Below are 13,016 nucleotides of genomic sequence, written 5' to 3'. Positions count from 1 at the left end.
CAGCAATCGTTGGTTACATCTTTGATTTCTCGCGGAGTAACTTGTGATGCTGATAATCTTGTTGACTATCAGTCTGACTCCACAAGCACCCACACGAATTGCTTGATTCAGTTGTTAAAGAGCGGTTGGTTAAGATCTTTCGTCTCAACCGAGGCGCGCATTCTACAGCAGCCTCACTTTCTGTCAAGTGATTATTTTCAGAAGTTTTCGAGGATTTCCTCAACAACTTCAACCACTTGCGCTTCCGATCTCTCGTTAGCGGGAGGCGAATTCTACAGCGTTACACGCTGCTGTCAACACCTCTTTTTCTCCGCTTTCGACCGAGAGGATCGAAACGTTAATAGAGCCAAACAACACTGCTCTACCAACTCCTTCTGGGCTTCGATGAACTGAAGCAACTCGCTGTCGAATTCTGCGTAACTCTTTGTTTACCAAGGAGTTTCCCGTTTCGACTGCGCCGGAAGTGGGGCGAATTATAGACTTCCAGAATCTGCCGTCAAGCGTTAATTACGCTTTTGTTGCAGAAGGTGCTTTTTTAGCAATAAGGCGGGGAATTCGGCGCATCACCGGTGGAATCCGCAGGACCAAAAGCAGCCCCCCTATAGAAGCATAGATAACCCACTCCTTCAGGTCGGCACGCACGATCCACAGCATATGCAACAAACCAAGCCCCAGAATCACATACACCAGGCGATGCAACTTCTTCCAACGGGCACCCAATCGACGCTGGCTATAGCGATTGGATGTCACCGCCAACGCCAGCAAGCACAGGAACGCCAACGCTCCCACAATAATGTAGGGGCGTTTGCGCAGCTCGACGCCCAACTGCGACCAATCCAACCCAAGGATAAATACACAATAAGCCGCAAGGTGCAGCACCACATAAGCAAAACACCACAACCCCAACTGCCGGCGCACAGCGATCCACCCCGCCCAACCGCTCAACTTTTGCAGAGGCGTCATCGCAAGCGTGACCAGCAGCAAGATCAGCGTCCCCAGCCCCAGCCGATCAACCAGCACTTTGCCGGGATCAGGCCCCAAGGTAAGACTCCAGGCCTCATACAACCAGTACAACGGCCACACTGCCGCAGCTATAAAGACGCCAAGGCGCCAGAGGGGGTAGCGCATCAGTAGTTCTTCCGCAGATCAAGACCCGTATAAAGAGAAGCGACCTCATCCGAGTAGCCATTGAACATCTGCGTCTCGCGCACATTCGGGCTGAACAAGCCGCTAGGCAGACGTCGCTCCCGCGCCTGAGTCCAGCGAGGATGATCGACCGTGGGGTTCACATTTGCATAAAACCCATACTCATCCGCCGCAATGCTCTGCCAGGTGGTTTTCGGCTGCTCACTCACCAGACTGATCCGCACGATGGACTTCACACTCTTGAAACCGTACTTCCACGGCACCACCAACCGTAGCGGCGCACCATTCTGGTTGGGCAGTTCACGGCCATACATGCCCACTGCAAGGATTGCCAAAGGGTTCATCGCTTCATCCAGACGCAACCCTTCTATATAAGGCCAGTCGATCAGGCCGAAACTCGAACGCTGGCCCGGCATGCTCTTGGGATCCTGCAGAGTTTCAAAGCGGATGTACCTGGCCTTGGAAGTGGGTTCGACCTGTTTAAGCAAGGCCGATATAGGGAAGCCGATCCAGGGAATGACCATCGACCACGCCTCGACACAGCGTAAACGGTAGATCCGCTCCTCCAGCTGATACGGCTTCATGAAGTCCTCCAAGGCATAACGCCCAGGCTTGGCGACCTCACCATCAATCACGACGCTCCACGGCTCCGTCTTGAGGGAACCAGCATTCGCCGCCGGGTCGCCCTTGTCGGTACCGAACTCATAGAAGTTGTTGTAGTGGGTTGCATCTTTGAACGGGGTGATGGCTTCGTCTTTGACCGTCACCGCCTGCCATTGGGTGCCTGGCAGCTTCTCGGCAAACCAGCCGGGAGCCTTGCCCGGCTCGACATCGGCATAACGCGCGGTATCAGCCGCACTCGCCCAACGCGGCAGGCTGCTGGCAGCAATACCGGCAAGCGCACCACCGAGCAAACTGCGGCGGGAGAAATAGAGGGATTCCGGGGTGACATCCGATTCGTGACAATCGGACGCTTTAGGCAACTTGATTAACATGGCAACTCCGCAGCATTGGAGAACTGATGCACCAATAGACTGCGGAGTATGGGGGAAATTACATTAAGGCAATGTTTTGTCCCGCCGCAGATGCAACAGGTACTGAACCGGACCCGAAGCCGCATACACCAGGAACGCCAGCAACAGAATCCGCGGCGGATCGCTGAAGACCACTGCAAAAACCAGCACCACTACCAGAATCGCCACAAAAGGCACCCGCCCCTTCAGGTCGAACTCCTTGAAGCTGTTGTACTTGATATTGCTGACCATCAGCATGCCGGCCGCCGCAACCATCAAGGCCACCAGGAACGACATCTTCGATCCCTGGATACCGTAGTCACTGAACGCCCAGACAATACCCGCCACCACACCTGCCGCAGCAGGACTGGCAAGGCCAATGAAGTAACGCTTGTCGGCAGTCCCCACCTGGGTATTGAAACGCGCCAGGCGCAGTGCAGCACCGGCCACGTAGATGAAGGCAACCATCCAGCCAACCTTGCCCATATCACCCAGGGCCCAGGCAAACGCCAACAGCGCAGGCGCGACACCAAAGGCAACCATGTCCGACAGCGAGTCGTATTCGGCACCGAAGGCACTTTGCGTATTGGTCATGCGCGCTACGCGGCCATCCAGGCCGTCAAGGACCATGGCCACAAAGATCGCGATGGCAGCAAAACCGAAGTATTTGCTGGCACTCGCCGCATCACCTGCCGCCAGCGCACTCTGGGCACTCATGGAATTGATGATGGAGTAGAAACCGGCAAACAGGTTCGCCGTGGTGAACAGGTTGGGCAGAAGATAGATGCCACGATGCCGGACCTTGCGGCCTTCCGCGTCATGCCCTTCTTCGACATGCTCATCGATCGGTAGCAGGCTTTCGGCGTCAGAGGCCTGGTTTGGCTCTTCGGGACGTTCGCTCATGGACTTTACCTTGCAACGGTGTGAAAAAATTCGACAGACACTTGCGGCGAGTGTTCGCCCGCAAACGATGCAGCTTTATACCAGAACCGGCCCGCAAACGAAAAAACGCGGCCTAGGCCGCGTTTTCCCTTGATGCATCCGACTTAGTTTTTGGCTTTGTCGACGATCTTGTTGGCACCGATCCACGGCATCATGGAGCGCAGTTGCTCGCCGATGACTTCGATACCGTGAGCAGCGTTGTTACGACGCTTGGCGGTCATCGAAGGGTAGCCGGTTGCACCTTCGCTGATGAACATTTTGGCGTACTCGCCGTCCTGAATACGTTTCAGGGCGTTGCGCATGGCCTGACGGGATTCGGCGTTGATCACTTCCGGACCTGTCACGTACTCGCCGTACTCAGCGTTGTTGGAGATCGAGTAGTTCATGTTGGCGATACCGCCTTCGTACATGAGGTCAACGATCAGCTTCAGTTCGTGCAGGCACTCGAAGTAGGCCATTTCTGGCGCGTAGCCAGCTTCAACCAGGGTTTCGAAACCGGCTTTTACCAACTCAACGGTACCGCCACACAGAACGGCTTGCTCGCCGAACAGGTCGGTTTCGGTCTCGTCCTTGAAGGTGGTTTCGATGATGCCGGTACGACCGCCACCGACGCCAGCAGCGTAGGACAGTGCAACGTTCTTGGCGTTGCCCGAGGCGTCCTGGTAGATCGCGATCAGGTCAGGGATACCACCGCCTTTGACGAACTCGGAACGCACGGTGTGGCCCGGTGCTTTCGGCGCGATCATGATCACGTCGAGGTCAGCACGCGGCACGACCTGGTTGTAGTGGATCGCGAAGCCGTGGGAGAAGGCCAGGGTGGCGCCTTTCTTGATGTTCGGCTCGATTTCGTTCTTGTACAGCGAGGACTGGAACTCGTCCGGGGTCAGGATCATGACCAGGTCGGCAGCCGCAACAGCAGAAGCCACGTCAGTGACTTTCAGGCCGTGGGCTTCAGCCTTGGCAACGGTAGCCGAGCCTTTACGCAGACCGACAGTGACGTCGACGCCGGAGTCTTTCAGGTTGCACGCCTGGGCGTGGCCCTGGGAGCCGTAACCGATGATGGCGACTTTCTTGCCCTGGATGATCGACAGGTCACAATCTTTATCGTAATAAACTTTCATGAGGTTCCTCTATATATCCAGGCCGTAAGGCCATTCGCTAATTTGGGTTAGATGCTGAGTACTTTGTCGCCACGGGCAATCCCGGTGACGCCACTGCGTACGGTTTCCAGAATCGAGGCCGTCCCGATCGACTGGATGAAGCTGTCCAGCTTGTCGCTGGTACCGGTCAGTTGAACGGTATAAACGCTGGCGCTCACATCGACGATCTGCCCACGATAAATATCGGTAGTCCGCTTGATCTCGGCACGCTGGGCGCCCGTGGCCTTGACCTTAACCAGCATCAGCTCGCGCTCGATGTGGGCACTTTCCGACAAATCGACCAGCTTGACCACTTCGATCAGCTTGTTGAGGTTCTTGGTGATCTGCTCGATCACTTCATCATGGCCTACAGTGGTCAACGTCAGGCGCGACAGGGTCGGGTCTTCGGTCGGGGCCACCGTCAGGCTTTCGATGTTGTAGTTGCGCTGCGAAAACAGGCCGACCACACGAGACAGAGCGCCCGGTTCGTTCTCCAGAAGCAGGGAGATAATGTGCCGCATGATTAGGTCCGCTCCGTCTTGTTCAGCCACATGTCGCGCATAGAGCCGTCTTTGATCTGCATCGGGTAGACGTGCTCGCTGGTGTCGACCTGGATGTCGATAAACACCAGACGATCCTTCATGGCGAACGCCTCTTCCATCTTCGGCTTGAGATCCTTCAAATCGGTGATGCGCATGCCGACATGGCCATAGGCTTCAACCAACTTGACGAAATCTGGCAGCGATTCCATGTAGGAATGGGAGTGGCGACTGTTGTAGCTCATGTCCTGCCATTGGCGAACCATGCCCAACACACCGTTGTTCAGGCAGACGATCTTCACCGGCAAGCCATATTGCAGGCAGGTCGACAGCTCCTGGATGTTCATCTGGATGCTGCCTTCACCGGTGACGCAGGCCACGTCAGTGTCCGGGAAGCTCAACTTCACACCCATGGCCGCCGGGAAACCGAAGCCCATCGTGCCCAGGCCACCGGAGTTGATCCAGCGGTTAGGCTTGTCGAACTTGTAGTACTGCGCGGCAAACATCTGGTGCTGGCCCACGTCCGAGGTCACAAAGGCGTCGCCCTTGGTCACTTCACACAGGGTTTCGATCACGGTCTGTGGCTTGATGATGCTGCCGTCGCCCTTGTCGTAAGGGAACAGGCCGCGATCACCGCGCCATTCGTCGATCTGCTTCCACCAGCTGGCGACCGACTCCTTGTTCGGAGTTTCGCCAATGTCCTTGAGCGCGGCGACCATTTCGGTCAATACGCTCTCCACAGGACCGACAATCGGCACGTCGGCCTTGATGGTCTTGGAGATGGACGCCGGGTCGATGTCGATGTGGATGATCTTGGCATTCGGGCAGAACTTGCTCGCGCCATTGATCACCCGGTCATCGAACCGTGCACCCACGGCCAGGATCACATCAGCGTGGTGCATGGTCAGGTTGGCCGTGTAGCTGCCGTGCATGCCGAGCATCCCGACGAACTGACGATCCGAACCCGGGAAGGCACCGAGGCCCATCAAGGTGTTGGTGACCGGCAGGTTGAGCATCTTGGCCAGTTCGGTCAAAGGTGCGGAACCACCGCCCAGGATCACGCCGCCACCCGAGTACAGCACTGGACGCTTGGCCGCCAGGAGCATTTCTGCCGCCTTGCGGATTTGCCCCGAGTGCCCACGAACGGCCGGGCTGTAGGAACGCAGCTTGGCTTTCTTCGGGAAAACGTATTCGAATTTTTCCGCCGGGTTGGTCATGTCTTTCGGGATATCGACCACCACAGGACCCGGGCGACCGGATTGCGCGAGGTAGAACGCCTTTTTCATGATTTCCGGGATTTCCGAGGCGTGCTTGATCATGAAGCTGTGTTTCACGATCGGCCGGGAAATACCGATCATATCGGTTTCCTGGAATGCATCAGTGCCCACCATGGTGCTCGCCACCTGGCCGGAAATGATCACCATCGGAATAGAGTCCATATACGCAGTCGCGATGCCAGTAATGGCATTGGTTGCGCCTGGGCCGGACGTTACCAGTACCACGCCGGCTTTGCCGGTGGCACGGGCATAACCGTCAGCCATATGGGTCGCGGCCTGCTCATGGCGAACCAGGATGTGGTTGACAGCCGGTTCCTTGAACAGTGCGTCGTAGACATGCAGCAGAGCACCACCTGGGTACCCGTAGATATAGTCGACGCCTTCGTCACGCAAAAAGCGGACGAGCATCTCACCGCCAGATAAAAGCTCCACGTTGTTCACCTCTAAAACGCCAGAATACCGTCCGTTAAAAACCGACGGGTCTTAATAGGTTTACTTCTCAACAGAGCATGAGCGACGGTGGTCGCCGACTACGTCAGCACTGACTGAGCAAGTATTGGGATCGTCCCAAGTGTTGCGGGCTTTTCCCACCCAGCGCGAGGTAACGCGTTGCGGGTGTAACAGGTCGGCGCGGATGTGCGCCTCATGATCTGCTGAGCGGGCCTGCTTCTGGCAGTCCCGATACAGCGGACTTTGGATTCTTCTGTTTCAGCCCCTTCAAGTCAAGCAATAATTGCGCTTTTTTCCAACTAAGCGCATGTGAACGTAGAAGAAAGGGCTTTGAGGAGGGATAAAACTCGCCTGAATGTCGTCAAGCGGTAGAAATGTGCGCAAGACTGCCGGAAAACCCGGCAGTCAGGCAATTAACGAGCGCCGACGATCAGTTGGTCGAACTTTTTCAGCGCCGACCGTAGGCCGAGGCTCTCTTGAAGACGATCGGCGTAGACCATCTCGGCCATCTCCAGAATGCCCGAGGCATTGGGCAACGGCAGGTCCTGCTCGAGGATCTGTTTCATGCGACCCAGGAAGATCCACTGCAACCACTGATGAAAATCCAGGGTATCAACCGAAAACGGCTCGACGCTGCTCAGCGCCTCGGCACTGGGGGACACTTCATCCCACCAGCCCGCCAGGCGCAATTCGCGCTCAATCAGCAATAACTGCTCGGCAATTGCCGGAAAACGAGGATCCATCAGAGACTGACCTTGGCCTTTTGCCGAGCCTGGGCAGCACCGGCAGCATCACCTTGCGCAGCGCGCGCGTCGCCAATCAGGGCCCACAGACTGGCCTGCAGGTCAGGACGACCGTTAGCCATGGTCAGGCCACGACGGGCGAACTGTTCGGCTTGTGGCGCATCTCCCTGGGCCATGCGCACTTGCGCCAGGCGGTAGAGCACCTGCGGTTCACGTGGCGCGACACGCTGGGCGCGCTCGAGGCTGGAGGATGCACCGTTCAAGTCGCCACCGGCCTGCTGTTGCTGCGCAGTGGTGAGCAAGGCCAGGACCGGACCGTCCAACTGCTCGTCGGCGGACAGGCCGCCGGCGTTGGCCGAAGGAATCCCGCTCGGGGTCGAGGGCATGTTGTAGGTGCCCTGGTTGATCGGCGCGGTATCAATCGGCGCGGAGTTCGACGGCCCAGGTGTGATCGGGCCCGGTGTCCATGGCGCCGAGCTGATCGGCGCAGACGTAGTAGCGCCGCCCCCCGGAACCATTACCACCACTCCGGAATCCTGGGGTACAGCCTGGGTTGTGGCAGGGTTTGGACGCGTGGTCACGGTCTGGCGGAAGCCGCCGTTGGCCGAGATCCGGTCATTGTTGGACACGGCCGTGCCGGAATCCACCACCGGGATGGACCCGCGCTGCACGCTGGAGCAACCACTGAGCAAAGCTAACGTTGTAATAGCCGGAATCAACCACTTGTTCACTTGAAATCCTCTTTGCTTAATTCATCCAGCCCTTGACCCAATCCATCACCGAATCGGCATCCGTGGGCACACCTGTGCCACATGGAGCGCCGGCTGGCGGTTCACTGCCGCGAATATACGGCATCTGCACCGCGCCCGGACAGTTGGCATCGGAGCCCTGCCCGGTATGGGGGTCGATCCAGGCCTGCACGATGTTGTCGGGTTGCGGCATGTTCAGTGGCAGCGGGTCGGCCTTGCGCATAAAACTGGTCCAGACCTGCAAGGCGCCGGTCGCCCCCGTGAAGGGTGTCTTGCCATTGTCATCGCGCCCCAGCCACACCACCGCGAGCAGGTCCTGGCTGAAACCGGCGAACCAACTGTCCCGGGAATCGTTACTGGTGCCGGTCTTGCCGGCCAGCGTCAGGTTGCCCGGCAGTGAGCTGTACACCGAGCGCCCGGTCCCTTCGCGCATGACCCGCTGCATGGCGTTCTGGATCAGGTAGATGGAGGCCGGATCAAAGCGCTGCTCGATCTGGAACGGGTAGCGCTTGAGCGGCTCGCCTTCCGCCGTGAGCACACTGCGGATCCCGCGCATCGGTGTATTGAAACCACCGTTGGCCAGGGTCTGGTACATGGTCGCCACTTCCATTGGGCTCAAGCCCCCCGCCCCCAGCAACATCGAAGGGAACGCCGGGAACTCGCGACTCACGCCCAGGCGCGCGAGGGTCTTGAGGACGTTCGGCACCCCCAGCTCCAGGCCCAGCCGCGCCGTGGACAGGTTGTAGGAATGTGCCAGGCCCTGGTACAGGAACACCGTACCGTGGGAGCGACGGTCATAGTTCTGCGGCTTCCACACCTGGCCATCGGCGCCCTTGACCGAAAACGCTTCGTCGGACAACCAACTGGTCAGGGTGTACTTGCTCGGTTTTTCCAGCGCCGTGAGGTACACCGCCGGCTTGATCAGCGAGCCAATCGGTCGCACGGCATCCAGGGCACGGTTGAAACCGGCAAAACTGGCCTGGCGGCTGCCGATCATGGCCTGGACTTCACCGGTTTCCGGATTGGTCACCACCATGGCCGCCTCAACCTCATCCGAACCCTTGCGCCCGGCCAGGCGCTTGAAGGTATCGCTGACCGACGCTTCGGCCTTCATCTGCAGGATCGGGTCGAAACTGGTGAAGATCCGCAGGCCTTCTTCGGTCAAGTCCTCGTCGCGATAGTCTTCGCGCAACTGGCGCTTGACCAGGTCGATGAAGCCGGGGAATGAACTGTCGGCCAACTTGCCACGGGTAGTGACCCCCAGGGGCATCTTCTTCGCGGCGGCGACCTGTTCTGCGGTGGCCACGCCCTGCTGTTCCAGCACGTCGAGGACCAGGTTACGACGTTCCAGGGCCCGCTCCGGGTTGCGGCGCGGGTTGTAATAGGACGGCCCCTTGACCATGCCCACCAGCAACGCCACCTGATGCAGCTTGAGCTCGGACAATGGCTGGCCGAAGAAGAACTGACTGGCCAGGCCGAAACCATGCACCGCGCGCTGGCCATCCTGGCCGACGAACACTTCGTTGAGGTAGGCCTCCAGGATCTCCTGCTTGCTGTAATGCAGCTCCAGCAACATCGCCATCATGGCTTCAGTGAGTTTACGGGTCAGGCTGCGCTCACTGGTCAGGTAGAAATTCTTGACCAATTGTTGCGTCAGCGTACTGCCACCCTGGGTCATGCGGCCACCCGAGGTGTTGACCCAGATGGCGCGGGCGATGGACTTGGGCGATACGCCCCAGTGGCTGTAGAAATCCCGGTCTTCAACCGCGACCAGGGTTTCCAACAGATACGGCGGGACCTGATCAATCTTGATCAGGATGCGATCTTCAAGGTTCTTCGGGTAAATCCCGCCGATCAGCAATGGCTCAAGGCGCACCACCGGCAGCTTGCCGCCGTTGAGTGCGGAAAGCTCGGCCACGTAATCCCCGGAGAAACGCACACGCACCGGCTGGGCCTTTTCCAGGCCTTCATAGAACTGGAAGCCCCGGGTGTTCAAGTCCACGGTATTGCCGCTGACCGCCGCCGCCCCCGGACCGTTGGCCACGGCTTCGCGTCGGTAGCCCAGCGCATCGAGTTCGGTGAGAAAGTCTTCCTTGCTCAGCTTCTGGCCGGTAAACAGCTCCAGCGGGCGAGCGTAGACCTTCGCCGGGATGGTCCAGCGCTTGCCAGAGAACTTCTCCTGGACCACGGCATCGAGGTACACCGCGACGCCTGCGAGTGCCACCAGGCCAACCAGGCCGAGCTTGATCGCCCAGCCCAGCCAGGGGCGCAGGCTGCGGGGAGGAGGTTTTTTACGGGAACGGGGAGATCGGGTACGAGTCATGGCGGCGGATTATACGCATTTTATTGATGATCAACATGAACCGGACGGCGGTTTGCATGACCGACTTGAGCGGCCATAATGCGCTCCATTATTTTCCCAGACTCCGAAGGATCGCCCGTGAGCCAGCCCCTGATTGCCGCCCTGCAAAACCCGGCCCTGTTTCCTCATCCGGTCGAAGCGTTTCAAGTCATCGAAACCCATATTTCCTGGGTTCTGCTCACTGGCCCCTACGCCTACAAGATCAAGAAACCGGTGAACTTCGGCTTCCTCGACTTTACCCAGTTGGACGCCCGCTCCCACTTCTGCAACGAGGAACTGCGCCTCAACCAGCGCCTGACACAAGATTTGTATCTTGAAGTGTTACCGATCACCGGCAGCGTTGAAGCCCCGCAACTGGCCGGCGAAGGTCCGGCCATCGAATATGTGCTGAAAATGCGCCAGTTCCCGCAAAGCCAACTGCTGAGCACCTTGCAGGCCAATGGCGAGCTGACCAGCGGCCACATCGACGAAATGGCCAGCCAGATTGCGCAGTTCCACTTGAACGCGCCCAAGGTTCCCGAGGCGCACCCGGCCGGCACGCCGGACGAGGTGATGGCACCTGTACAGCAGAACTTCGAGCAGATCCGCCCGTTTCTCAGCGACAAGGCCGACCTGGCCCAACTGCAAGCACTGCAAGCCTGGGCCCAGAGCAGCTTCGAACGCCTCAAGCCCCTGCTGGAGCAACGCAAGCTCAATGGCTTTATCCGCGAGTGCCACGGCGACATTCACCTGGGCAACGCAACGATGATCGACGATCACGTGGTGATCTTCGACTGCATCGAGTTCAACGAGCCGTTCCGCTTCACCGACGTATGTGCCGACACTGGCTTCCTGGCCATGGACCTGGAAGACCGTGGCCTCAAGTCCCTGGCCCGACGTTTTATCAGCCAGTACCTGGAACTGACTGGCGATTACCAGAGCCTCGAACTGCTGAACTTCTATAAGGCCTACCGTGCCCTGGTGCGGGCCAAGGTCGCCCTGTTCAGCATGCCGTCCGAAGCAACGCCTGTAGAGCGTGCAACCACCCTGCGCCAATACCGTAACTACGCCAACCTGGCCGAAAGCTACAGCACCATCCCCTCGCGCTTCCTGGCAATTACCCACGGTGTGTCGGCCACCGGCAAAAGCCATGTGGCAATGCGCCTGGTCGACGCGCTCGGTGCCATACGCCTGCGCTCCGATGTAGAACGCAAGCGCTTGTTTGGCGAGCAGCAAGTGGAGAACACCCCACAAGCTGGGATCTATGCCTCGGATGCCAGCGCAGCGACCTACGCCCGCCTGCATACCCTCGCCGAAACCGTGCTGCGCGCGGGCTTCCCGGTGGTCCTGGACGCCACCTACCTCAAGCGTGAACAACGCGACGCCGCCGCCAAAGTCGCAGAGGCCACTGGCGCGCCCTTCCTGATCCTCGATTGCAATGCACCACAGGCAGTGATCGCCAACTGGCTGGCGAAACGTCAGGCAGATAAAAACGATCCTTCTGACGCCACCCTGGAGGTCATTGAGCAGCAGCAAGCCAGCCGCGATCCTCTGAGCGCCGAGGAACTGCTACTGAGCAAGCGGGTCGAGACCAATGAAAGCGGGACGCTGGACGCGCTGGTTGCCCATGTTCGTCAACACCTGCCAGGGCTGTAAGAAATATTTCCTGGCTGTGAAGCAGTTAACAGCTCACAGCCAGCAATAGTGGCACTATAATGGCGCCATGAATCCAACAGGAGATGCCGCCATGGGCCAGCCGAAGTTGCTTGATACCCCGCTCTACGCGCTGCTGCATAAAGATGACATCCATGGCTTCAATCAGGAACGCCCCAAGGATGGCCCCATTGATATGCGTGGCGGTGACTTCCGCGGGCTCGACCTGCGCCACCTGGATGCCGAGGGCGTGGATTTTACCGACGCCTATTTCCGTTCGGCCGATTTGCGTGGCCTGGACCTGCGCGCTTGCGCGCTGGAAGGCGCCAGCTTGGCCCATGCGCAGATTTCGGGCACTTACTTCCCGCCTGAGCTGAGCGCTGACGAGATCCTGATGTCGGTCAATTTCGGCACTCGCCTGCGTTACCGCACCCGCTGACAACACGCCCTTATCCCCAGCTACGCGCAACGCGGGCTGGGGGCTTGCGCCACTCGCCGTCAATAATCCAGCGCCAGCCTTAGAAGCGTTTACATCGTTTCTGAGCAAAGAACTACGCTTTTCCTACTGAGCGCTACACTCCTTTCAGGCTTGCCTGGTCACGATACCCACCGAACCATTCGGCCGTCGCAAGGAGGCTTAATGAACGATGAGCTGCAACACCTGAAAAACCTTGGCAAGACCTCTGCGCAATGGCTGCATGCGGTGGGCATCCATAGCGCTTCAGACCTGCGTCGCCTGGGCGCCGTGGACGCCTATCGGGCGGTACGCAGTCGTGGCTTTCGGGCGTCCAAAGTCCTGCTGTATGCCATCGAAGGCGCATTGATGGATGTGCATTGGAACGATATTCCAACTGAGCGCAAGGAAGCCTTGAATCGCCAATTGGAAGTTTTGTCGGTACGCAACAAGAACTGAAACAGTCCGGAGCCCAGGATTTACGGGAATTTCAAACATGCGTTTGAGGAAAAGCCCCAGGGCGTAAAAACAAATATTGACTCTCAAATGAGAATCGTTATGATTATCACA

At 58.5% G+C, this 13,016-nt stretch carries 12 protein-coding genes; 3 read left to right on the top strand and 9 right to left on the bottom strand.

Annotated elements, in window-relative coordinates:
* Positions 1-507: 507 nt before the first annotated feature.
* From msrQ to mrcB, 9 genes are all read right to left on the bottom strand, one after another.
* Positions 508-1,128: a protein-methionine-sulfoxide reductase heme-binding subunit MsrQ gene (gene msrQ / locus PSH73_RS03860; RefSeq protein ID WP_120731581.1), complete on the bottom strand. Its 621-nt coding sequence runs from the start codon at positions 1,126-1,128 to the stop codon at positions 508-510.
* Positions 1,128-2,141 carry a protein-methionine-sulfoxide reductase catalytic subunit MsrP gene (gene msrP, locus PSH73_RS03855; protein WP_120731579.1) on the bottom strand — a complete coding sequence of 338 codons (1,014 nt, stop codon included), beginning with the start codon at positions 2,139-2,141 and terminating at the stop codon, positions 1,128-1,130. The genes msrQ and msrP overlap by 1 nt, the downstream gene beginning before the upstream one ends.
* A gap of 63 nt (positions 2,142-2,204) precedes the next feature.
* Positions 2,205-3,062, bottom strand: a complete 858-nt coding sequence (gene pssA / locus PSH73_RS03850; RefSeq protein ID WP_029298897.1) for a CDP-diacylglycerol--serine O-phosphatidyltransferase — start codon at positions 3,060-3,062, stop codon at positions 2,205-2,207.
* Positions 3,063-3,205: 143 nt separating this feature from the next.
* Complete coding sequence (gene ilvC, locus PSH73_RS03845; protein WP_003194132.1) at positions 3,206-4,222, bottom strand: ketol-acid reductoisomerase; 1,017 nt, start codon at positions 4,220-4,222, stop codon at positions 3,206-3,208.
* 47 nt (positions 4,223-4,269) lie between these two features.
* Positions 4,270-4,761, bottom strand: coding sequence for an acetolactate synthase small subunit (gene ilvN / locus PSH73_RS03840; protein WP_003176102.1), 492 nt, complete (start codon positions 4,759-4,761; stop codon positions 4,270-4,272).
* Positions 4,762-4,763: 2 nt separating this feature from the next.
* On the bottom strand, positions 4,764-6,488 hold the full coding sequence (locus PSH73_RS03835; RefSeq protein WP_057960672.1) for an acetolactate synthase 3 large subunit: 1,725 nt from the start codon (positions 6,486-6,488) through the stop codon (positions 4,764-4,766).
* Positions 6,489-6,919: 431 nt separating this feature from the next.
* Entirely contained in the window at positions 6,920-7,249 is a 330-nt protein-coding gene (locus PSH73_RS03830) for a YqcC family protein (protein ID WP_057960637.1), read from the bottom strand.
* The gene (locus tag PSH73_RS03825) at positions 7,249-7,980 is read right to left on the bottom strand and encodes a tetratricopeptide repeat protein (RefSeq protein ID WP_057440150.1); all 732 of its coding nucleotides are present in this window, start codon (positions 7,978-7,980) and stop codon (positions 7,249-7,251) included. Before PSH73_RS03825 ends, PSH73_RS03830 begins: the two co-directional genes overlap by 1 nt.
* Positions 7,981-7,996: 16 nt before the next feature.
* Positions 7,997-10,321, bottom strand: coding sequence for a penicillin-binding protein 1B (gene mrcB, locus PSH73_RS03820; RefSeq protein WP_057444144.1), 2,325 nt, complete (start codon positions 10,319-10,321; stop codon positions 7,997-7,999).
* 117 nt (positions 10,322-10,438) lie between these two features.
* On the opposite strand from mrcB, the gene PSH73_RS03815 reads away from it, so the two are divergent.
* The 3 genes from PSH73_RS03815 to PSH73_RS03805 all read left to right on the top strand — a co-directional run bounded on the left by PSH73_RS03815 (position 10,439) and on the right by PSH73_RS03805 (position 12,905).
* On the top strand, positions 10,439-11,995 hold the full coding sequence (locus PSH73_RS03815; RefSeq protein WP_057960640.1) for a bifunctional aminoglycoside phosphotransferase/ATP-binding protein: 1,557 nt from the start codon (positions 10,439-10,441) through the stop codon (positions 11,993-11,995).
* A gap of 91 nt (positions 11,996-12,086) precedes the next feature.
* Positions 12,087-12,431, top strand: a complete 345-nt coding sequence (locus PSH73_RS03810) for a pentapeptide repeat-containing protein (RefSeq protein ID WP_057960641.1) — start codon at positions 12,087-12,089, stop codon at positions 12,429-12,431.
* Positions 12,432-12,632: 201 nt separating this feature from the next.
* Positions 12,633-12,905 carry a TfoX/Sxy family protein gene (locus PSH73_RS03805; protein WP_057440152.1) on the top strand — a complete coding sequence of 91 codons (273 nt, stop codon included), beginning with the start codon at positions 12,633-12,635 and terminating at the stop codon, positions 12,903-12,905.
* Positions 12,906-13,016 lie beyond the last annotated feature (111 nt).

Source organism: Pseudomonas sp. FP2294, from assembly GCF_030687625.1.
GTDB classification, from domain to species: domain Bacteria; phylum Pseudomonadota; class Gammaproteobacteria; order Pseudomonadales; family Pseudomonadaceae; genus Aquipseudomonas; species Aquipseudomonas shahriarae.
The sequence above is the reverse complement of the archived record's forward strand: the minus strand, read 5'-3'. Positions and strand labels throughout refer to the sequence as shown.